At 47.6% G+C, this 20465-nt stretch carries 24 protein-coding genes; 6 read left to right on the forward strand and 18 right to left on the reverse strand.

Features of this window, described 5'->3' with window-relative positions; genetic code table 11:
• Positions 1-30 precede the first annotated feature (30 nt).
• From ASG89_RS14315 to ASG89_RS14340, 6 genes are all read right to left on the reverse strand, one after another.
• Positions 31-894: a CheR family methyltransferase gene (locus ASG89_RS14315; protein WP_414813265.1), complete on the reverse strand. Its 864-nt coding sequence runs from the start codon at positions 892-894 to the stop codon at positions 31-33.
• The gene (locus tag ASG89_RS14320; RefSeq protein ID WP_057311390.1) at positions 891-3668 is read right to left on the reverse strand and encodes a CHASE3 domain-containing protein; all 2778 of its coding nucleotides are present in this window, start codon (positions 3666-3668) and stop codon (positions 891-893) included. The genes ASG89_RS14315 and ASG89_RS14320 overlap by 4 nt, the downstream gene beginning before the upstream one ends.
• Positions 3669-3765: 97 nt before the next feature.
• Positions 3766-4539, reverse strand: a complete 774-nt coding sequence (locus tag ASG89_RS14325) for a sigma-70 family RNA polymerase sigma factor (RefSeq protein ID WP_057311391.1) — start codon at positions 4537-4539, stop codon at positions 3766-3768.
• Positions 4536-4982: an anti-sigma B factor RsbW gene (rsbW, locus tag ASG89_RS14330; protein ID WP_057311392.1), complete on the reverse strand. Its 447-nt coding sequence runs from the start codon at positions 4980-4982 to the stop codon at positions 4536-4538. Before rsbW (ASG89_RS14330) ends, ASG89_RS14325 begins: the two co-directional genes overlap by 4 nt.
• Positions 4979-5350: an STAS domain-containing protein gene (locus ASG89_RS14335; RefSeq protein ID WP_235549760.1), complete on the reverse strand. Its 372-nt coding sequence runs from the start codon at positions 5348-5350 to the stop codon at positions 4979-4981. Before ASG89_RS14335 ends, rsbW (ASG89_RS14330) begins: the two co-directional genes overlap by 4 nt.
• 14 nt (positions 5351-5364) lie before the next feature.
• Positions 5365-5823: a DUF948 domain-containing protein gene (locus ASG89_RS14340; protein ID WP_057311393.1), complete on the reverse strand. Its 459-nt coding sequence runs from the start codon at positions 5821-5823 to the stop codon at positions 5365-5367.
• 165 nt (positions 5824-5988) lie between these two features.
• Between ASG89_RS14340 and ASG89_RS14345 the strand changes: the two genes are divergently transcribed.
• Positions 5989-6456 carry a Dps family protein gene (locus tag ASG89_RS14345; protein WP_057311394.1) on the forward strand — a complete coding sequence of 156 codons (468 nt, stop codon included), beginning with the start codon at positions 5989-5991 and terminating at the stop codon, positions 6454-6456.
• 29 nt (positions 6457-6485) lie between these two features.
• Here ASG89_RS14345 and rsbW (ASG89_RS14350) read toward each other — a convergent pair whose 3' ends face one another.
• The 3 genes from rsbW (ASG89_RS14350) to ASG89_RS14360 form a co-directional block, all read right to left on the reverse strand.
• Positions 6486-6929, reverse strand: coding sequence for an anti-sigma B factor RsbW (rsbW, locus tag ASG89_RS14350; protein ID WP_057311395.1), 444 nt, complete (start codon positions 6927-6929; stop codon positions 6486-6488).
• Positions 6926-7258: an STAS domain-containing protein gene (locus tag ASG89_RS14355; protein ID WP_057311396.1), complete on the reverse strand. Its 333-nt coding sequence runs from the start codon at positions 7256-7258 to the stop codon at positions 6926-6928. Before ASG89_RS14355 ends, rsbW (ASG89_RS14350) begins: the two co-directional genes overlap by 4 nt.
• Positions 7259-7337: 79 nt before the next feature.
• Positions 7338-8474 carry a PP2C family protein-serine/threonine phosphatase gene (locus tag ASG89_RS14360; protein ID WP_057311397.1) on the reverse strand — a complete coding sequence of 379 codons (1137 nt, stop codon included), beginning with the start codon at positions 8472-8474 and terminating at the stop codon, positions 7338-7340.
• Positions 8475-8734: 260 nt separating this feature from the next.
• Here ASG89_RS14360 and ASG89_RS14365 point away from each other — a divergent pair, with 260 nt between their 5' ends.
• Both ASG89_RS14365 and ASG89_RS14370 read left to right on the forward strand, forming a co-directional pair.
• Positions 8735-9046 carry a YtxH domain-containing protein gene (locus ASG89_RS14365; protein ID WP_057311398.1) on the forward strand — a complete coding sequence of 104 codons (312 nt, stop codon included), beginning with the start codon at positions 8735-8737 and terminating at the stop codon, positions 9044-9046.
• 44 nt (positions 9047-9090) lie between these two features.
• Positions 9091-9504, forward strand: a complete 414-nt coding sequence (locus ASG89_RS14370) for a hypothetical protein (RefSeq protein ID WP_057311399.1) — start codon at positions 9091-9093, stop codon at positions 9502-9504.
• 244 nt (positions 9505-9748) lie between these two features.
• On the opposite strand, the gene fumC is transcribed toward ASG89_RS14370, so the two are convergent.
• Entirely contained in the window at positions 9749-11137 is a 1389-nt protein-coding gene (fumC, locus tag ASG89_RS14375; RefSeq protein ID WP_057311400.1) for a class II fumarate hydratase, read from the reverse strand.
• 285 nt (positions 11138-11422) lie between these two features.
• On the opposite strand from fumC, the gene ASG89_RS14380 reads away from it, so the two are divergent.
• A complete protein-coding gene (locus ASG89_RS14380) occupies positions 11423-11815 on the forward strand; it encodes an acyl-CoA thioesterase (RefSeq protein ID WP_057311401.1) in 393 nt (130 codons plus the stop codon).
• On the opposite strand, the gene ASG89_RS14385 is transcribed toward ASG89_RS14380, so the two are convergent.
• The 6 genes from ASG89_RS14385 to ASG89_RS14410 all read right to left on the reverse strand — a co-directional run bounded on the left by ASG89_RS14385 (position 11812) and on the right by ASG89_RS14410 (position 17353).
• The gene (locus ASG89_RS14385) at positions 11812-12648 is read right to left on the reverse strand and encodes a DUF2935 domain-containing protein (protein ID WP_057311402.1); all 837 of its coding nucleotides are present in this window, start codon (positions 12646-12648) and stop codon (positions 11812-11814) included. The two genes, ASG89_RS14380 and ASG89_RS14385, sit on opposite strands and share 4 nt — an antisense overlap.
• 90 nt (positions 12649-12738) lie before the next feature.
• Complete coding sequence (locus ASG89_RS14390; protein WP_057311403.1) at positions 12739-13836, reverse strand: GerAB/ArcD/ProY family transporter; 1098 nt, start codon at positions 13834-13836, stop codon at positions 12739-12741.
• Positions 13837-13857: 21 nt separating this feature from the next.
• On the reverse strand, positions 13858-14079 hold the full coding sequence (locus tag ASG89_RS14395) for a hypothetical protein (RefSeq protein ID WP_057311404.1): 222 nt from the start codon (positions 14077-14079) through the stop codon (positions 13858-13860).
• Between the two features lie 22 nt (positions 14080-14101).
• Entirely contained in the window at positions 14102-15271 is a 1170-nt protein-coding gene (locus ASG89_RS14400; RefSeq protein ID WP_057311405.1) for a Ger(x)C family spore germination protein, read from the reverse strand.
• A 19-nt stretch (positions 15272-15290) separates the two neighbouring features.
• On the reverse strand, positions 15291-16691 hold the full coding sequence (locus ASG89_RS14405; RefSeq protein ID WP_057311406.1) for a spore germination protein: 1401 nt from the start codon (positions 16689-16691) through the stop codon (positions 15291-15293).
• A gap of 92 nt (positions 16692-16783) precedes the next feature.
• Positions 16784-17353 carry a pyridoxamine 5'-phosphate oxidase family protein gene (locus tag ASG89_RS14410; RefSeq protein ID WP_057311407.1) on the reverse strand — a complete coding sequence of 190 codons (570 nt, stop codon included), beginning with the start codon at positions 17351-17353 and terminating at the stop codon, positions 16784-16786.
• 277 nt (positions 17354-17630) lie between these two features.
• Here ASG89_RS14410 and ASG89_RS36410 point away from each other — a divergent pair, with 277 nt between their 5' ends.
• Positions 17631-17795, forward strand: coding sequence for a hypothetical protein (locus tag ASG89_RS36410; RefSeq protein ID WP_157276663.1), 165 nt, complete (start codon positions 17631-17633; stop codon positions 17793-17795).
• A 167-nt stretch (positions 17796-17962) separates the two neighbouring features.
• A complete protein-coding gene (locus tag ASG89_RS14415; protein ID WP_321166506.1) occupies positions 17963-18571 on the forward strand; it encodes a DUF3298 and DUF4163 domain-containing protein in 609 nt (202 codons plus the stop codon).
• 13 nt (positions 18572-18584) lie between these two features.
• On the opposite strand, the gene ASG89_RS14420 is transcribed toward ASG89_RS14415, so the two are convergent.
• Complete coding sequence (locus ASG89_RS14420; RefSeq protein WP_057311408.1) at positions 18585-19526, reverse strand: TRM11 family SAM-dependent methyltransferase; 942 nt, start codon at positions 19524-19526, stop codon at positions 18585-18587.
• A 34-nt stretch (positions 19527-19560) separates the two neighbouring features.
• A complete protein-coding gene (locus ASG89_RS14425) occupies positions 19561-20451 on the reverse strand; it encodes a LysR family transcriptional regulator (protein ID WP_057311409.1) in 891 nt (296 codons plus the stop codon).
• Positions 20452-20465: the final 14 nt, after the last annotated feature.

Below are 20465 nucleotides of genomic sequence, written 5' to 3' on the forward strand. Positions count from 1 at the left end.
CATACATCGGGGACACCCTCTCCAATAACACTATTTCTTACGGTATATACGCTCATGAGGCACAAAATCATCATAGTGCACACCATCGGGTACGTGGAGAATGTACTCTTTCTTCCCAAGACCCAAGTAACCTTGCGGGGTTAAGCTGCTGTAGAACAAACTGTGCACCTGCTGCTGCAGCTTCGCATCGAAGTAGATCATTACATTCCTGCAAAGGATAACGTGGAACTCGTTAAAAGAGCCGTCTGTCACCAGATTATGTTGGGCAAACATCATGTTCTCCTTCAGCTGCGGTTTAAAATAGGCATACTGATGATCTGTCATGTAATATTCTGAGAACGCTTTGGTGCCGCCAGACTCCAAATAATTGGTGGTGTACAGCTGCATCTGCTTCAGTGGGAAAGCCCCTCTTTGCGCCGACTCAATGGCGTGTTCATTCATGTCAGTGGCATAGATGCGTGTCTTCTCCGCCAGGCCCTCTTCCTGCATGAGAATCGCCATGGCATAGGCTTCTTCGCCTGTAGCGCAACCTGCGTGCCAGATACGAATCTCCGGATGGTCCCGAAGCTCTGGCACGACTTGGGTGCGGAAGGCGCTGAAGAAGCTTGGATCACGGAACATTTCCGTTACGCGAATCGACATGTCGGCTAGCAGTTTATCTACGAATAACGGCTCATGTAGTACTTTTTCCAGAAGTGCTGAAATCGTTCGCAGCTTTTCCATTTTCATTCGGTTCAGAATACGCCTGCGTAAAGAGGATCGCACGTAATGGCGGAAATCAAATCCATACATCTGGTATAAGCCCTCTAGGAGCAGATTGATCTCAATATTTTCCCTCTCGCTGTCAGGCGGCTCCTCGGGCTCATTCCATCCATCCTGAGGTTCACGTGTCAATGCTTCTTCACCTGCTTCGTAAGCCACACACGCATCAGCGAGAAGAGTTGCTCCATCTGCAGCGGCTTCGTAATATAGTCCGATGCTCCCGCTTCAAGACATTTCTCTTTCTCACTCTTCATCGCCTTCGCTGTCAATGCAATGATCGGTAAATGGCGCAATTCCAGCCCTTCCCGTATCTCCTTCATGGCGTCGTAACCACCCATAACTGGCATCATGATATCCATTAATACCAAATCGTAATCTGGCTTCACAGTTAAAAGATCAATTGCTTCCTTGCCATTCTCAGCGACAACGACCGTTACACCTTTTAATTCCAAGGCGCTAACGAGCGCGAATACGTTACGGGCGTCATCATCGACAAGCAGCACCATCTTTCCTTCGAACAGTTGCGCATCCGTGTGGATAGGCTCATTCAGAGATAGCTCAGCTTCCCTAAAGAAGCTCTTCGGATAAGCAGCTCCCCCCCTATGCGAAATCTCTTGCTCACTTGAAGCCGCAATCTGCTCTTGTCCGTAGGTAATGTCAGGACGTGCAAGCCCTTCTTGTCCGTTAGGAATATACAGGGTGAACGTAGAACCCACCTGAAGCTCACTCTTCACAACGATCGTGCCCCCAAGCAATCGAGTAAACTCGCGGCAAATAGATAATCCCAGTCCAGTCCCGCCATACTGACGATTCGTTGTACCATCCACTTGTTGGAATGCCTCGAAAATAATATGCTGCTTATCGATTGGAATCCCAATACCCGTATCCTTAATTGAGATCGCAAGAATCGTTTCTTCTGGATCTCGATGGAGAAGTTCTTTAATCCGCGCCGATTCGGCCAGCGCTATTCGCATGGAGACTGAGCCTGTTTCGGTAAATTTAAACGCATTCGATAACAGATTCTTCAGAATTTGCTGCAGTCGTTGACCATCCGTCACAATGACAGACGGCACATCAGGCTCAAGTATAATATGGAAATCAAGCGCCTTCTTAGCAGCCACTGGTGCGAACATAAGCTCCATAGACTGCGGTAACTCCGTCACATTAACTTCTTCCTGCATAATCTCTATTTTCCCAGCTTCGACTTTGGATAAATCCAGAATATCGTCGATAAGCGATAGCAAGTCATGACCAGCCGCATTCACAACACGCGAATACTCCACGACCTCTGACATTGGCATGTCTTCCTTACTCTCCGCTAGCATTTGCGAAAGTATCATGATGCTATTCAGCGGTGTTCGCAATTCATGGGACATGTTCGCCAAGAAGTCGGATTTATACTGTGAACTTGTCTTTAACTTCAATGCATAGTCTTCGAGTTCGTCTTTGGCCTTCTCGAGCTCCATCGCTTTCTGCTCGGCAAAATTGTTCTGCTCCTCCAGAAACTCATTCGTCATTCGCAGCTGCTCCTGTTGCATCTGCAACTCTTCTGACTGTGTCTGAAGCTCCTCGGATTGCGCTTGCAGCTCCTCCGTCAGCATTTGCGACTCGGAAAGGAGACGCTCTACTTCCATACGGCTGCGTACACTTGTAATCGCCGTACCGAACTTCTCTTGCAGTGAGTCAATCAACGTCAGATGCTTCGACTCAAACTGATGAAGAGAAGCTAACTCAATAACAGCTTCTGTATTGCCATCTACAAGAATTGGTGCGACTAGCAAGCTCCTCGGCGTTGAAATTCCAAGACCTGACGTTATTTTCACATGATTATCAGGCAAGTTATCCATGAGGAAAATTCGCTTATCGACGGCGCACTGTCCAACTAAGCCTTCACCTAATTGAAAGGTTGAAATCGCATGATTTTGTCCAAAAGCGGCGTATCCTGCTATTTTGACATAAGAAAGCTGCCCCCCCTCATGCTGCTTCAGGTAGATAACGCCATAACTGGCCTCTAACATAGGAGCAAGCTTCTGAATAAAAGCTTCACTCAGCACAGTTATATCGCGTATACCTTGATACAGGGTGGACACCTCAGTAATACTGGATTGAATCCAGCTGTTTTTCTCCAAACTCGCCAATAGCTCATTCGTGGCTTCAGCCAGTTCACGGATTTCATCATTCGATCTCACTTCAATCCGTGAGGCCAGATTGCCCTCCATCGAGGTAATCTCACGAATTTTTCGCGTAACTTGTCTAATTGTGTTCGTTATCAAATTCGATAGAATCATAGCTACAACTACGGCAACAATCGAAATTAGGCCTAAAATAGTAAAAAGAACAACTTTAAGATTATAGTTGCTTTTAGCGATTTGCTCGACTCGTTTGGAAGTAAGCACCTTCTCTGTGACGAGAAAGGTATCCATTTGCGTCCGCAGCTGATCCATCAATTTCTTACCCGAATTCTGCTTATAAAATTCATTGATCGCCGCCGTATTGTTTTCCTTTTTCATACGAATGACGTAATCCCCGCCGGTTTTCAACCAAGTCTCAATCGTCTCTTCGATCGCTTCCAAGCTCTGCACTTGGGGGGGATTATCACTGATAAGTTGATGAATATGATTATACGTCTCCTGCCAGTTGCGACTGCCTTCATTGTAAGGTTCCAGATACTGCTCATTACCTGTTATGACATAGCCGCGCATGCCTGTTTCCATATCAAGAATATTTTTCAGCAAGCTGTGCAACTGATCGTGCACATCCATGTCATGTGACGAAACATAGCTAACTTCTTTCTGCAGATCGGTCACGCGACTGCTTACGACCAAGAGTGCTAGTCCAAGGCAAATAAGAATTAATACATAGCCCAACATTATTTTCGGTTTAATTTTGAGAAGGGAAGTAAACATATGAAAGTGCCTCCTGGTACAATTGGTAGCAAATGCAAGATCACATTATACTAATCTACTATACCACATTTCTAGCTTCTAACAGGTAGCTGTGCTTCTATACGTTCGGCGTTAAGGCTGTTTTCAGCTTCGACATCGCCCTCTTCTGAATACGAGATACACTCATCTGAGAGATGCCCAGCTGATCGGCGATATGACGTTGGGACTGCCCTTCTTGGTAGATCATTCCAATGACAATACGCTCTTCTTCCTTCAAGCAATCCATGGCTTCTGCAAGATCCATACGCCGCTCTATCGCTTGATAGTCATCGGACGTACCTGCGATCATATCCCCAATCGTGGCCCCATCCCCCTCACTGGTGAGCGGGGTATCTAGGGAGGTGTAGTGATAATAATCACGACCGGCTAAGATTTCAATGGTTTCTTCAGCACTCAGTTCTAGATGAGCTGCAATTTCCTCCACATTCGGCGAGCGCTCTAGCCGAGCCGTCAGTTCGTCCAACGCACGCTGAATCTGCGCCCCCTTTTCCTTAATGCGTCTAGGAACTTGTATGTACCATGATTTGTCACGCAAATAGTTTTTGAGATGACCGATGAGGCTTTTCATCGCATAGCCTTCGAAAGGAACTTCCATCGCATGGTCATAGTGCGTAAATAACTTGAGCATCGACATCTGACCAACTTGAAAGAGATCCTCATAAAGGTCAGGGCGGCTTCGAGACATTTTACCTACGGCCATTCGCACGATCGGTTCATAGTGCAGGAGCAAAGCGGTAGCTGCCTCTTGGCAACCGGTTTCCTTATAAATCTTTTTCTTTTCATAGATATCATATAAAGGATCGGAGGAAGAGACAGTTCCCTTCGCATTCATACAATCTCCTCTTTTCTATACACCTGCTTGGTCAGAATGACTTCAGTTCCTTGGCCTCCGCGCGCAAACACCTGGACATCATCCATTAATGCTTGCATGAGAAAGAGACCTAGTCCCCCGACCGTAGCTTCTTGAATCGATTTATGGTGCAGCGTTACCTCTTCTGGGGCCGTTTGAACATAATGAAAGCTATCGCCTTCATCCTTCACCATTATTTTCATATAGCCCTCGCTAGGCTCAAATTGAATCTCTACGATGCCTGGCTCCCCCTCTGCATAAGCATGAAGAATGGCATTGTTGCAAGCTTCCGCAACAGCGACTTTCATATCTTCAATATCTTCAAAGGAGAAGCCAGCTTTGGTTGCAACGCCGTATAAGGTGAGTCGAACAATATCCAAATATTCCGCTTGGGCAGGTATGGTCAGACCGATGTATGGGCTCATATGATTTCTTCTTTCCTTTCAGTTACACCTTGATTTTCTCTTAAGCTGCCATTGTTATGCAAATAGTTGGAAACGCCTGTAATATCGAATAATCGCCTAACTTTAGCCGGAATATGGTCGATCTGGAACACTGCCTGCATTGCAGCCCTTACTTTAATGGCGGAGACGATGAGCCCGATGCCCGTGCTATCTATATATTTCAATTCCTTCAAATCTAGGATAAGCGTTTCTTCCGCTTTCCTAACTACGGAGTCAAGTACGTTAGCTAGTGAAGACGCCGCTGAGAGATCTAGCTCCCCACTTAGATAAATCCTATTTTCTTTCCCATTCGACTGTTTATAAACCATAAATTTACGTATAGCGTTCACGTGATGACCCCTCTCTATTTCATCGTACCGGCTTGCGGTGATGACTTTTTCACTTTGATTTTATCCCAAATCTCGAGCGTCATGGTCGCTCCTTGCAGAATTGCCTTTAACTTCCCACTAAGCGGGGATGTTTTCCCGGACAGTTCTGTTGGTTTGACAGAAGCGAGCAGGCTTGAAGCTGATTGTTTAACGGAAGAAGATAGCTCATGAAGTACTTGACCAACATCCTGCACGGAGCTGAATAGATGATTAAGTTTGGAAAGTTTCATTCGCATATCGATCGCAACCTCATTCGTATTGAGAATGACATCCTTCACATCGGAACTGATCTCCGTCACTTCATTTTTCATCTGTCCCATCGTTGACGTTATCTCATCCAGGGAATGTTTCAGTGATTTTAAGGTTTGAATCAAATAAAAAACCAGAAACACAAACGCAATTGCTACAACACTTACGCTAATTTGAAGCAACATGGGAATCCCTCCTATTGTGCCTTGTTATTACGTAGTTACCCAAGTTAGAGAAAGTTGAAACACATGAGGTACACATAGTTTTATCTTAACTTAATGTTTCACTTAGTCCCCGTAAGGGTACTTATCTTGTAGACACAACTAAATCAATGAAGTGGAGGAATGATCATGGTTAATACGACTACTATTACGAAGGCTAGCCCGCTAACAGACATGCTTGATAAACAGGTCGCCAACTTCTCGGTACTCTATATGAAACTGCATAATTATCATTGGTATGTGAAAGGTGAGAACTTCTTCACCCTACATATCAAATTCGAGGAATTGTATACGGAAGCTACCCTCCATTTGGATACAATAGCAGAGCGAATGCTTTCCCTGCGTGCGATTCCAACTGCCACTCTGAAAGAGCATCTGCAAATGGCTTCAATTAAAGAAGCCAAGAAGACTGAAAGTGATGCGAATCTCATGGTTGAACAGCTCGTTGATGACTTCACTTTGATATGCTCCGAACTAACCGAGGGCATCGAGCTGGCTGAGGACCAAAAGGATCAGCCTACAGCAGATATGCTGATTGCCATTCGTTCCTCCTTGGAGAAACACAGCTGGATGCTGGCCGCCTATCTCGGCAAATAGAGCATGAAAGAAAAACCACGGTTTGGCGGTTATTCCGTCATTCCGTGGTTTTTGCTGTGAATATATTTAACTAAAGTAACCTCAGTCCCATCCGTTGTATCGACCAGGACTTCATCCATCAACGCTTCCATTAGATAAATACCCAGACCTCCAGTGGTAAGCTCGCTCGGCGTCATTCCTACGAGAGGAGTCGTTTGCCGACTTTCGCTAGACGCCTCGTAACCAGTACCGTTATCCTTCACTTTCACCCGAAGTGCATCTTCACTAAGTTCATAGCTAATGTCGATGTGGCCGCTGCCGTCTACGGGCTTCGCATGCAGAATGGCATTATTACAAGCTTCAGATACAGCTACCTTCATATCTTCAATATCTTCATACGAGAAGCCCAGTTTCGTGGCTACCCCATATAAGCTAAGTCTCACGATCTCCAAATGCTCCGCTGCTGCTGGAATATGTAAGCGAATGACCTTCATACGCTATCTTCGATCCCTTCATTCAGAAATCCGGTAATCCCCGTCAGATCAAACAGCTTCCGTATTCCTGGCGGAATATCATGAACGGCGAACGGCGCTTTGATTTCATCGCGAATTTTCAAAGTAGATACCACGATGCCAATCCCCGTACTATCGATATAGCGTAAATGCTTCAAATTAAGAATTAATGCTTTATCTTCACGATGAACAACGTCCTCCAGTGCCTGGCGGAAGGCTTGGGCTGCTGCCAAATCAAGCTCGCCATGGATAATGAGCTGAATTGACTTCTCCGATTCTTCAAGATCAATTTGAAATCTTTCTGAGGACATAAGCCACACTCCCTAGTCATTATTGTCTAAATCGTACCAAGACCATTGCACGAATTCAAGTTTCATTGACTTACTCAAGCTAGGAGGCAGAGATCATCACTAAGCACATGTCATCCTGCGAAGAGCTATTCATCGTTGTAGGCGTAAGGTTGTCGACTAGTCCCTCCGGATCGTGCCCGTTCATGTTCTTGAGGCTGCCCTTGATTTGAGCCAAACCATCCTTCTCCTCATCTGCGATCCATTCCGTCAACCCATCCGTATATAAGACAATCTGAGCTTGTTTCTCGTAAGTCGCGTACCCTTTGGTAATCTCAATCCCTTCAAAAAAGCCAATTGCACAGCACCCTTCGGCGAGCAGCTGCACATCGCCATCGAGCACAGCAACGCCAGCTGGATGGCCTGCATTCACATATTCAATGGTGCGCTGCTCGGTATCAAGAACTAGATAAATCGCGGTAAAGTAATAATTAATAAGACTATCCGTAACATGGAGCTGATTCATTCGCCGATTAAGCTCCTGCATCACCAGCTCTGGATCGCCGATCCCCGTAATGGTATCCTTCAAAGCCGAGTAGATGTACATACATACTAAGGATGAAGAAATACCATGCCCCATCATGTCGAGCAAAATTATACCATACCGATGCGGTCCAATCGGATACCACGCATAAAAGTCACCAGCCAGTTCTGACGAAGGCCGGTACACAGCTGAAATCTCGATGTGTTCATTCTTCAGCGGATGGCTAAGTACACTAAGTTGGACTTGTTTAGCTAAATTAAGCTCATACTTAATCCTCTTATCGCGCTCTTTATGCCAATCCTTCTCATATTTCAAGCGAAGTGTTGAACGAATCCGCGCCAGAAGCTCCACCTTGTTAATCGGTTTCATCACATAATCCAGCGCTCCTGCATCCAGTGCCTCCGCCAACTTATTGGAATCCCCCATCGCCGTTACGAAAATGATCGGAATATCCCTAAGCCGCTCATCAGCTTGTACCGTACGACATGCTTCTACCCCATCGATTTCTGGCATCATCATATCCATCAGGATCAAATCAACCGTTACCTCCACATGATCCGGTGTATCCATACCAAGCAAGTGATAGAGCTCTTTAGCCGAAGATAGCGCTATTAAATCGGTGTAGCCCGCTTTCTCCAGAATTTTTTCAATAATTAATAAATTCGTCTTATTATCATCCACAATAGCAATACTCATCGCGCTAACCCCTTTCGGGTAAATAGGAACAGAGTCCCATATGTATAATCTATCATATATCCTATAACCCTATCGCAGACATTTCAATCAGGTAATGAAGAAACTTCATGAATTTAACCAAGTACTCCTATTGCTCAAGGTATAAATAAACTCTGCAGCTTATTATTTATTGTCCTCCTCTGTTTCAATATGCCTCTACACGGGTACATCTTAGTATGGACGTGTAACAACTAAACCCCAAACTGAAGGAGAGATGACGTATGAGTGAAGCAGTCGAGACGAACAAAGGTGGATTATTCTTAGGACTAGTAATTGGTGGTGCTGTCGGAGCGATAACCTCATTGTTAATTGCCCCTAAAGCGGGGTCGAAGCTGCGCAAAGATCTCTGGAACACCTACCGGACTTGGCAGGATAAAACGAAAGCGATCGCCTCCTCCGTAAGCGAAAGCTCAAAAGCACTTGCGGACACCGTTAGCCAAAAAACGGAGGAACTTGTAGATACGGCTAAAGAAAGTCAGCATCGTGTCACAGACTCCATCCAGGCAGCTAAAACAACCTTTCAAAATAATTAACACGAGTAGTAACGGGGTCACCCCCGCTAAAGGAGCGATTTCCGATGGACAAACATACCTTGCATCAACAATTAACTGACCTAGGACTAGAACGTTTGGAATACATTGAAAAGTCCGTTTACCGCTTTGAGATCTATAACGATGCCACTTCAGCAGCTTATCCGTTGACATTAACCACCGTAACCTCAGAGCTCGGGAACACAACCGTGCATTTCCAAGAGGCCGATTTCACAGAGAATCAATTCGTTCCTCTGCAGGTTCGCCGGGCTGCGCTGGATAAATTAATTGAGCTGGAGCAGATCTGTAACGGATCGGCTGGTAAATCCATTGCAGAAGCCAATAACGGCTCTATGGCACAAGATATGGATGAAATGAAGAAGCTCGGGAATGAAATGAAGCATATGAAAACCAATAGTGAGCTCATTGAGAAAGATATGGTTCCGGATCCGATGCCGTAAGGGATTGGTGAGGAACAGACCCGCATGGAAGATGCAGAATTGTTGCGCGTACGCACAACTAGGCAAAGATGCAAAAGATCACCTATTCGAGGAAAACGACGTACCTACGGTAAATACGTGCAAAAGTGCAATCTTTCGGACCGAAAAGGCTCCAAATGGACGCATGTTGCTGAAACAGTTACATCTACCAAGAAGAGGGTATCCCGCCACATACATGGCTTTGGGATACCCTCTTCTTCTGGCCTTAGGCCTTCGGATGTACCATATCCTCCGGCTTCACGTAACTATCGAATTGCTCCGCTGTTAAGTATCCGCTGCGCACCGCTGACTCCTTCAGCGTCAGCCCCTCCTTGTGCGCTTGCTTCGCAATGCTGGCCGCCTTCTCATACCCGATATACGGGCCCAGCGCCGTGACCAGCATAAGCGACTGCTCGAGATTGCGCTGAATCACCGAGCGATTCGGTTCCATGCCTGCGAGGCAGTGCTCGTTAAACGAGCGCATGCTATCCGCCAGCAGTCGCACAGACTGCAAGAAGCCGTGGATGATGACGGGCTTGAACACGTTCAGCTCGAAATTGCCCTGACTGGCGGCGAAGCCGATGGCCGCATCGTTGCCCATCACCTGGCACACGACCATCGTCATCGCTTCGCTCTGCGTAGGGTTGACCTTGCCTGGCATAATCGAGCTGCCGGGCTCGTTCTCTGGAATCGTGATTTCACCGATTCCGCAGCGGGGGCCGCTCGATAGCCAGCGAACATCGTTGGCTATCTTCATTAAGTTCGCCGCCAGCGCCTTGAGCGCGCCGTGGGCGTAAACAATCTGATCATGGCTGGTCAGCGCATGATACTTGTTCTCAGCCGAGACGAAGCGCGTGCCCGTCTCGCGAGTCAGGGCTTCGGCGACACGGGCGCCGAATTCTGGATGCGCGTTCAGCCCCGTGCCGACGGCGGTACCGCCGATCGCGAGCTCGCGCATCGTATCCACGGCGCTGCGCACCATGCGCGCCGTCATGTCCAGCATCGCCCACCACCCGCTGATCTCCTGACCCAGCGTCAGCGGGGTGGCGTCCTGCAGGTGGGTGCGGCCGATCTTAACGATGTCGGCGAAGGCCGACATCTTGGTGTGCAGCGTCGCCTGCAGCCCCTCCAGCGCAGGCAGCAGCTCTTGCTCTACCGCGATGACTCCGGCAACGTGCATCGCGGTGGGGAACGTGTCGTTCGAGCTCTGCGAACGATTCACATCATCATTGGGATGGATGCGCGAAGCGCCATCCCCGAGCAGTTCGCTGCCGCGGTGGGCGATCACCTCGTTGACGTTCATGTTCGACTGGGTTCCGCTGCCAGTCTGCCAGACGACAAGCGGGAACTCGTCGTCCCAACGGCCTTGTACGATTTCATCCGCCGCTTGCGAGATCGCTTCTGCTTTATCTGTCGGCAATCCGCCGAGATCGCGGTTAACGTGGGCTGCTGCTTTTTTGAGCAGCGCGAAGGCGCTTATTAAGCGAGGCGGCATTCGCTCCGTGCCGATTTTGAAATTCTCGAAGCTGCGCTGCGTCTGTGCCCCCCACAACTTATCCACAGGCACTCTGATTTCGCCCATGGTATCACGTTCTATGCGATAGTCTTGCGTCATAATTTCCCTCCTTGGTCCTGCCAATCTACTTCAATGTTACTTAGTACCGTACCCACTACTACCCACACTTGGATACATATAAACACGCATCGCATAGTTTCCCCAAATGTTGGAGCCTTATGAGTCGCTACTGGTTATCCCACCAGCGGGAAAGCTATAATAGTTAATACCAACGTACTCATTCCTCCGTTTTTCATCGATTTTCCTACGATAATGTTGCATGGCATGCAACATGTGTGGAAATAGGAGGATGGAGCAACATTCAAAACTAAGGAGATCACACATATGGAAACGAAGTTAGCCATCATCGTCCGCTCCACAGAAATCGATGTGAATGGGCATGTGAATAATGCCAAATATTTGGAATACCTCGAATGGGGACGTGAAGAGTGGTACGAAGCCTGCTCGCTATCTTACGAAGTTTTTGGTGATCTGGGTATTCAAACGGTGACCGTGAATATCAACATTAACTACCGAAAAGAATGCAAGCAGGGGGAGCATCTGACAGTGAGCTGTCGCCCCGAGAGGATGGGTAATACCAGCTATGTGCTGCACCAAGAGATCCGCAATGGGCAAGGTGACCTATGCGCTGATGCCCTTGTAACCAGCGTGACGATGGACAGCCTAACGCGCAAAAGCCGGGAAGCCCCGGCGGCATTAAGGAAGTATTTTGCTTAATCAGCTTGCCGCAGCGATGGACGTGTGAGCGGACAATTCCCCAAAGGCGGCGCATTCGGTATAAATGCAGTCAGTTTCCGCATGAAATAGCACGACTCTGGAAAATGATGTTCCAGAAATCGCAGCGTTGCTTTCGATAGCAGTTGGTCGTTGCAGTACTGAACGACGATTCGCTGCACGAAATCATAGAAGGCTTTCACAGTTCCTAATACTTCCTTAGCAAATTGAATCTCCGCCGGGAAGCCTGGCTGTGTGAAACGTAAATAACCTTGCATCGCACGATTTTTCGTCATATAGGACGAGAAAACCGATGCGAATTTATCTGTCTCTAGGCCTAGTATGCGCTCGACAGGATCCAGCAGTCCATTGAGGAGCACGGCATGCCCCAATTGATCTTCCAGCCATAGATCCAACAATTGCGTCAGTGTTAGAGGCGCAGCGGGAACCCCTTGCATCCAGTAGGAGAGCTGTCGTAAGTACTCTTTATTTTCGTTAATGGTCCCATTAAAGTACGATGGAGTTAGATTCAGATTGACGCGATTCCACAGCCGTAAATGCTGCATGTGCCCTTCTAACCTGCAATAGGCATCCGCTAGGGGGTACACATATCTTGCGAAGGCTTGCATGCTTGGAGAATCCGCTGTATCTGTTGGTGATAGCCCTTTTGCCTGTCGAATAGCCTCTCGAAATGGCGGGATGAACTTCTCCGCTTCCTGCCACCACTGGGTCTCCACGGGAGATAAATAATCCCTTAGAAAATGCGCGTGGTCTTCCAACACTTCGAGCCAAAATAAATGCTCCTCTTGCAATGATATTCGCGCTTCTTGTGTCATGCAGGTCCGCCCCTCCTCCGCACGCCTTTCTTTCATAGAAATGTATGAGAGGAATTGGACCCATAGACCGCATTCCGATTTAGAAAGCAGTTAATTACTGCGGGTTCTTCGGCTTTTGACCCAGGAGACGATTGGATAGATGAAGAAAAGACTCTCTACGAATAGGGCAAAGGTCGCCCAGCTGCTATTAAAATATTCCGCCAGCTCTACGGGATTCTTAGCTATAATAAGTGAAAGAATGACAACAATAGCCGCCAGCGAGAATGTAATTGGTTTGTAATTGCTTAGCGACAGGGCTTGCGAGAATAGCAGCGTTCCTATTGTAAAAATAATACTTAGCTTAATGAAATAGCCCGTGAACCAGACCGAGACGATGAGCGCATCTGTGTTGCGTAGAAAGTCACCTAAATGCAGGAATCCCGTAAGTTCTAACGCCGGATATATTAACGTAGCCGCAAGCTTCGGCCCGAAGAAAAACATGATCAACAGAAATTCTACAAGGAGTATGTACGTGCCCGCCATGGATGCTATCCAAATGATTTTGCGGGTTTTTTGCTTCGGACTTAGCTCCGGGACGATATACGAGAACATAATTAATTCGCCATACCATGGGATAATCGCATACGTTTGAGCCCATAGTGCCTTCCAATCATGAATACGCGTAAACTCAAGCCACATGGGTGTATTCATAGCCGTAAGAAAAAATAATGGTTTGAACACGAACAGCACGCCTATAAATAAAAAGCAGCCCTGTGCGAATCTGAACACAGTTGAAACACCGGATTGTGTCAAAGACGCAACGGTAGCCATAACCAGCACAGCAACAGCGGCGGGCGGGGTTTCCCTTAGATAAGTCGGTATGAAGAAGTCGGTAAATTCTCGCAAAATATAAGAGGCTAGGTGCAGAAAAAAAAATGACATCACAAACATAATTCCTTTATGAAGGTACTTGTTTATGAGGGTACCACCATACTCACCAAGAAAGTTCGAGGGTTGGCGCAGAGCAAACCGAAGGCTGAGAGTCGCAATCCCTGTACCACAGATCGAGGCAAGTACTATGCATAATCCGCCATCAAAGGAAGCCGCACCCGCAAGAGGACTGATGAGAAAGGCTATCGTGGTAGAAAATATGAACACGAAGGTCACGGCTCCTAACTGCAGTCCTGTCACTGTTCCTTCCTTCTTCACCCTTGCCGCCTCCCTGCATGCTTATCCTTGAGTTATGAAGCTTTGAATGGGCTCAAATAGCAAACGAATCGCATGACTGGGATTCACCCACTCCGGCCAGAAAATACTGATGGTGCCAAAAACAAACGCGACACCAGTAACCGACAGCGCAAGCCTCCTTTCTTTCGGGCTTGCCGATTGTCGGCGCAGCAACGATATTTGATAGAACAGGATACAAGCAATACCCATGGTTAAATACAACAAGGACTGTAATCTCCTTTCAAATTCAAAGTTTAGCTGAGCGGCTTATGCCCGTGCTTCGCAAGGCCACTTGAATATGAAATTCGGGATTTGTATGTGTAAACATCATCTCGCGAGGACTTTCCGCCCATTCCTGCCATATCCTGGGGTATTTATATTTCACTAACTCACTCCACTGAAATACATCGGCCTGATGCTCTTGCGCTTTATCGGCAGCAGATTGAACCATTTGTTTAACACGATCATTCACTGCGGCCTCCACCAATTTAATATTTACTGTGGAGCTTAAGTTCATATTGGATTCAATGGAAATGAGATCTGCCCTCGCCTGAATAGATACCTGAATCGTGACCTTGCTCCCATTGCGAATCGCGTGCGTCCGATGCTTCACATCAATGAGCCTGGCACTGAAAATACCCTTCTTATCTGGGAGTTTCCCCGTAATGATCATTTCAGGAATCCGGTTCTTCATGATTAGAATGCCCATCGCTTCATCGTTTGTAAATCTACCTGTAACAGCGCCATTTTTCATGATGGCTGCGCCTCCAACCCCCGACCACTTCACATTCTTGGCTTCTGTCAGCAGTTTAAGGTCACGTAACGTTAACTCAGGAATATAGGAGTCCCCTAAGTTATTCCATTGGGCATATAATAATTCTCGGATTCTGATTGGAGGAACTCGCTTTGTATGCGCTGATTCTCGCCAAATTTCAGTTGGGAAACGTTCAAACACCGATTCTAACTTCGCTAGATTCCTGGCGAGACCATTGAAATAAAACATGTAGATCGGCAACCTGAAGTCCGTTGCACGAACCAAATGATCAAACAGGGGGGTCAACCCTGCACGTGCGAAACGATCACCAATCACGATGACTTGCATCTGTCCCCACGTAACCGATCTAGGCAACTCCGCCTGAATATGTTGGAGAGCCTCAGCGACATCCGAGCCTTTGCCCGAAATCGATACGAACGGTTTTTGATTAACACTATTCGAATTTAATCCATTCGATATGCGATTGGGCAACATGAACAGCGTAGAAACTTCCGTCTGCCCATCTTCATTCAAATCAACGAGCATGGTCGATACGAAGGTACGGTCGTTAAGCTCTTGTTTGGACCAGCATCCAGTTAATCCTGTGGGGACTGCCGTGATAAGCCCCAGCATAACAACGAAACGCTTTATATTTCGCAACATTGTAGCCCTCCCTGATTGATCAAGGTCGTTTCTTGCTAATCCAATTCGTCCAAGGAAATCGGCCAGCAGCATCCCTCATCTGCTCAGACTTATAAGGAATGAACGGAGAAAGATAGGGTGTGCCATAAGACTCCAAGGATAACAAATGAATATAAATAAAAAAGACCCCAATCAATAATCCGAGAAGCCCAAATATAGCCGAGATGATTAATAGTGCGAATCTTAGCATTCGAATCGTTAAGGTAAGTGAAAAATGCGGTACAACAAAGGAAGAAATTCCAGTGAGGGCAACAATAATGACCATCGGCGCACTCACGATGCCAGCCTGAACAGCTGCCTCCCCTATGACGATGGCTCCGACAATGGAGATCGTCTGTCCCATCGTTGTGGGGATGCGCTGCCCGGCTTCTCGCATTACTTCAAAGGTTACCTCCATAATTAAGGCCTCCAAAATCGCTGGGAACGGTACAATATCCCTGCTTGCGGCTAATGAAATTAGCATATTGTAGGGGAGCATTTCTGGATGATAGGTCGTAATAGCCACATATGCGGATGGGAGAATAAGACTCACAAAGAAAAATACATAGCGAAGGACTCGAATCCAACTACTATAGAAATACCGCTGATAATAATCCTCTGCCGACTGCATAAACGACAATAAGGTCGCGGGGGCTACCAAATTACTTGCCGTTCCATCTGTCAGCAGCGTCAATCTTCCTTCAAATAAAGACGAAACCACAACGTCAGGTCTCTCTGTATTCAGCATTTTCGGAAATGGAGATATCAGACGTTCGTCGAGCAGCTCTTCCAGAAAGCTGCTGCCTGGAACACGGTCCGTGCGAATCTCCCGAAGCTTGGATGAGAATTTCTGCGCCAGTTCTGAATCACATCGTCCATTCATATAGAGCAGAAGGACAACTGTACGGGATTCACTCCCGATAATAAATTGCTCAACGACAAGATTTTCGCTTTTGATTCGCTGACGGATGAGTGACAAGTTCGTCCATACATCTTCAACGAAGGATTCCTTCGGACCTCGAATCGTCTTCTCATTCTCAGAAATACTAATTGCTCGCTTCGCTTTTTGAGAAAATGGAAATAAGACGCCCGCTGTCTCACCAGAAATGCATAGTAAGACATACCCGTCCAACAAGCCTTCTAACGCTTTCTCTGGCGTATGTGCAACGGAATAAGTAGTCGGAAAAAACGTGTAACTCTGAAATATGCTTTGGAGACGCTCGTCACTACGTCCCGAATATGGCTGCAGCAGCTTACCCAGTACATGCGTTTGCAGCATCTCCAATTCGATCGCATCCATCATATAGTAAATTGTGCAGATGAAGTCATCCTGCTCAATCCTTTGCGAGACCATATCTAGGCGATCTTGCAGCCTCTCTCGGATCCATTGCGTTAAATCCATATGCGGGACTTCCTTTTTGGCAGTAGTTTCCTCCAGAATGGATATAATTATGCATCCCACGGCGAAACAATTGGTTATATATGCATAAGTAATTACACACTATCTGTGGATAACTTTTGCCCGATCGGTGTAGGTAGTCCGTCCATGCTCGTCATATTTTTCTTCTGCCAATAAGCGTGCAAGCCTTCGTCCCCTTGCTTCGTTGCCCAATTTTGCAGTGTATTCCGCTCACCCTCATAGGTGTAAAATGGAACGCTGAAGCCGCAGGATGACTTCACTTCGTGAATGTCCACGACCATAATTTGCCGAGCCCCCGGCAGTAACTCGAACTTCGGCGCCAACTGCTCCCACTCCTCCGAGCCAAGCAGAATCACGCGTCCTTTGCCATATAGTCTTACGATTTGTGGAGGTCCTCCGACCGCCATGAACATGATCGTGATGCGGCCATTTTCTGTTAGATGCGCGCTGGTTTCATTGCCACTCCCTGTTAAATCCAGATAGGCCACTTGATTGGCAGATAGAATCCTCAGCACATCGTGCCCCTTCGGCGAAATATTGACATGCCCTTCCGCTGATAGCGGAGCTGACCCCACGAAAAAGATGTGTTGCTTGGCTATGAACGCCTCGTGTTCCGGCAGTAGTGCCTCGAATGATTTCCCCATTTTGCACTCACTCACTTCCCATTTTCTTCTATTATGTGCTCCCTAACTCTATTTGTGAAATACATAAATTATACACACTTTATAGGAAATACCTATAGTCTTGAGATGAATAAGGGGAATTGATGATCGTCGCTCTTCCCGTCTTTCTGTTCATCCTAAAATTTTGTATGGTGTTTGCATATTTTTCCTCCATCCGAAGAATACTTAGTTGGTTGAATCTAAGCTTATGCTTACGATGCCAGTTTTCTGGCGAAAACTTGAAGGAGGTGATCTTACCATGTCAACGACGAACAGCAATGACGACGTAGTCAGTCACGCGATTAATGCTGCTGAGGCTAATGCCCAAGACAGCCAATCGAAGCAACAGGTAGAGGAATTGTCTTCTCTGCTGCAAAGTGCAACAACCAATGCTAGTGATGAGGAAAACACCTCACAGGAATAATTCGCTTCAGTTCTGCACCAAATAAAGAGCTTTCCCTCTCGCCTAACGCGACGAAGGGAAAGCTCTTTGTCTTTGCAATGGCATGAATTCCTCTCCTGCATTGAACCAAACGCCCAGTTTTTGAATATAGTGTAGCAAAAACGTTGGGATGATGAAATTTGAACGACTTGGAATTGGAACACCAGCCTGTCAGTATACAAACCTATAAGGTGCTGAAAAGCAAATTAAATCTGCTGTATCCCGCTGTGATTCATTTGAATCCGCCTAAGGTGCAACATACCATCAACACAACGATCGTCGATGCCGTGAACAAACAGTTGCATGACCAGGGGTATCCGCACAACCCGTCAACCGATGTGACGGCCTACTACGAAATTAAAACAAACGAACGACGCGTACTTAGTTTATCTTTGATCAATTATGCTTTCTCAGGCGGAGCCCACGGGATGACCATCCAACATTCGTTAACCTTCAGCACGGAAACTGGAAAAAGCTATAAGTTGAGCGAGTTATTTAAACCTGGAAGCGATTATGTTGCCGTACTTAGTGCAATGATTGCTGCCGAAATTAAGCAACGTGAGATTCCTTTATTAGTGGAATTTAAGAGCATTCGCCCTGATCAAGATTTCTATATTGCCGATAAATCACTTGTGATCTATTTCCAACTTTACGAACTGGCTGCTTATGTGTATGGATTTCTGTACTTCCCGATCTCGGTTTATGCGCTCCAGGATATCATTGCTGAAGACGGCCCGCTCGGGAAAATGATGTACTGATTACTGATTACATCTAGACGCAGACGATAATCTGTCGGCTGAAATTACCTTTGTGCACGGTGCAGCGCGAGTCGATATGGAAGCCAGCTTCGGTCAAAAGCGGATCGATCTCCTCGGTTGTAATAATAACCGCGCGCCGCGCTAATCGGCGGGCGGTTTGCAGCATGTCCAGCTTCTCTGCCTCGGGCAGAACAGAGCACAGATTGTAGGGCATGTCCAGAATCAGCGCATCATAGCTGGGCTGATTCTGCCCATGCGGAACGAGCGTCCGCATGTCAGCGATCTGAACCACATCCGGCATGCCGAAGTGGTCCAGGTTCACCCGCGCGCCGCGCACGGCCAGCGGGTTGATGTCGCAGCCCACGATGTCGATCCCCATCGACATCGCCTCCACCAGCACCGTGCCGATGCCGCAGCACGGGTCAATGAGCCGCGTGCCCGCCACCTCGGGCACGGCGATGTTCACCACCGCCCGCGCGAGGCGCGTTCCGAGGGCGGTGGAGTAGTTCTGTGGCTTCTGCTGATGCTGAAGCCACACGGCTTCGCCGTAGCTGCCCTCGCCGAACAACCACCGGCCTCCCAGCTCCGTCACGGCGAAATATTGCTCCGGCCTGCGCATCTCGGCCTTGCCGCGCAGCCCCAGCCCTAGTTCGCGCTCGACGCTTCGTTGGCGGTCATAAGTGACCGCCGTGTCCGTCTCCGCGAACACGACTTTGAACGTTGACCCGCGTACGGTCAACGTCTCCAGTTCAGAGGCCAGCTCCGCCAAGCTCTCGGCCTCATAGGCAACATCCATCCGCAGCTTCAGAAACGGGCTGCGGCTCGGCTCCACTCTGCGCGCGCTGACCGCGTAGCGCGCACCTATCACTGCGTCTGCGCCCAGCAATGTGCGCAGCTCTAATTGACACAACGCCTGCTCATCCTCATGGCAGGCGAATACATAAACATACTTCATACCCGCTATTCCTCGCTCTCATTCCTGCTGTGCACTAAGCAAATTCCTGAATAACCTGCTTCACGAACGTATCCATCGTTTTACACAAAAACATATCCTTCCGATACACGATACCCACTTCCTTCTGTGGAACGGGATCAATAATCGGGATTGCGCACAGCTTCTGCTCACGCATCTGATCAACCATGCCCTCCACATAGGATTGAGGCAGAATCGCCCCACACACATGATTTTTCGCCATTTGCAGCAAGGATTCGAGCGTGGAGAGCTCCACAATTGGCTTCCAAGAGAGTCCGTTCTGCGCACAGCAATCATCCATCATTTGTCGAACGTAGAACTTCTGCTGCAACATCGCAACCGGAATCTCGGTCAACTCCGCCAACCTGATCACCCTTATCTGATCTCGGGCAAATCCATGTTTGGCTGACACAACAAGCTGTAGCTTCTCTTGATACAACGGTAAACACCACAGCTGCTCGTCCTCCTCAGGCAAAAAAACAACGCCGACATCCAACTCGTTGCTCAGCAGTTTCTCTTTCGTCTCTTCCGTTGCCAGCTCCATCACCGATAGCTCGATTTTGGGATATTTGGCATGAAATGTCATGATCGTCGCCGTCAGCAAATGATTGCCCGAACAGCCGATTCGCAATCGTCCGCGCTGCATGCCTTGGAGCTCATTCATCGCCGTCTGCGCTTGCTCCAGCTCATGAAAAATATTTCGGCTATGCTTGCGCAAAATCTCGCCAGCTTCGGTTATATACACTTTTTTGCCCATGCGCTGAAAAAGTGGAGAGCCCACTCGATCCTCCAGCAATCTGATCTGTTGACTAAGTGTAGGCTGGCTAATGCCCAGCTTCTCTGCTGCTTTGGTGAAGTGCAGTTCCTCACACACCGCCAAAAAATACACCAATAACCGATAATCCACCTGACGCCCCCCGA

It is taken from the genome of Paenibacillus sp. Soil766, assembly GCF_001428105.1.
In the GTDB taxonomy this organism is placed as follows: domain Bacteria; phylum Bacillota; class Bacilli; order Paenibacillales; family NBRC-103111; genus Paenibacillus_E.

Bases quoted from the DNA above. Each gene is read 5' to 3' on its own strand.
- rsbW (WP_057311395.1), bottom strand. From the start codon at position 6,929: ATGAAGGTCATTCGCTTACATATTCCAGCAGCAGCGGAGCATTTGGAG.
- ASG89_RS14355 (WP_057311396.1), bottom strand. From the start codon at position 7,258: ATGTCCTCAGAAAGATTTCAAATTGATCTTGAAGAATCGGAGAAGTCA.
- ASG89_RS14320 (WP_057311390.1), bottom strand. From the start codon at position 3,668: ATGTTTACTTCCCTTCTCAAAATTAAACCGAAAATAATGTTGGGCTAT.
- ASG89_RS14340 (WP_057311393.1), bottom strand. From the start codon at position 5,823: ATGTTGCTTCAAATTAGCGTAAGTGTTGTAGCAATTGCGTTTGTGTTT.
- fumC (WP_057311400.1), bottom strand. From the start codon at position 11,137: ATGACGCAAGACTATCGCATAGAACGTGATACCATGGGCGAAATCAGA.
- ASG89_RS14325 (WP_057311391.1), bottom strand. From the start codon at position 4,539: ATGAATGCGAAGGGAACTGTCTCTTCCTCCGATCCTTTATATGATATC.
- ASG89_RS14420 (WP_057311408.1), bottom strand. From the start codon at position 19,526: ATGAAGTATGTTTATGTATTCGCCTGCCATGAGGATGAGCAGGCGTTG.
- ASG89_RS14365 (WP_057311398.1), top strand. From the start codon at position 8,735: ATGAGTGAAGCAGTCGAGACGAACAAAGGTGGATTATTCTTAGGACTA.
- ASG89_RS14400 (WP_057311405.1), bottom strand. From the start codon at position 15,271: ATGTTGCGAAATATAAAGCGTTTCGTTGTTATGCTGGGGCTTATCACG.
- ASG89_RS14405 (WP_057311406.1), bottom strand. From the start codon at position 16,691: ATGGATTTAACGCAATGGATCCGAGAGAGGCTGCAAGATCGCCTAGAT.
- ASG89_RS36410 (WP_157276663.1), top strand. From the start codon at position 17,631: ATGTCAACGACGAACAGCAATGACGACGTAGTCAGTCACGCGATTAAT.
- ASG89_RS14370 (WP_057311399.1), top strand. From the start codon at position 9,091: ATGGACAAACATACCTTGCATCAACAATTAACTGACCTAGGACTAGAA.
- ASG89_RS14345 (WP_057311394.1), top strand. From the start codon at position 5,989: ATGGTTAATACGACTACTATTACGAAGGCTAGCCCGCTAACAGACATG.
- ASG89_RS14380 (WP_057311401.1), top strand. From the start codon at position 11,423: ATGGAAACGAAGTTAGCCATCATCGTCCGCTCCACAGAAATCGATGTG.
- rsbW (WP_057311392.1), bottom strand. From the start codon at position 4,982: ATGAGCCCATACATCGGTCTGACCATACCTGCCCAAGCGGAATATTTG.
- ASG89_RS14385 (WP_057311402.1), bottom strand. From the start codon at position 12,648: ATGACACAAGAAGCGCGAATATCATTGCAAGAGGAGCATTTATTTTGG.
- ASG89_RS14360 (WP_057311397.1), bottom strand. From the start codon at position 8,474: ATGAGTATTGCTATTGTGGATGATAATAAGACGAATTTATTAATTATT.
- ASG89_RS14410 (WP_057311407.1), bottom strand. From the start codon at position 17,353: ATGGGGAAATCATTCGAGGCACTACTGCCGGAACACGAGGCGTTCATA.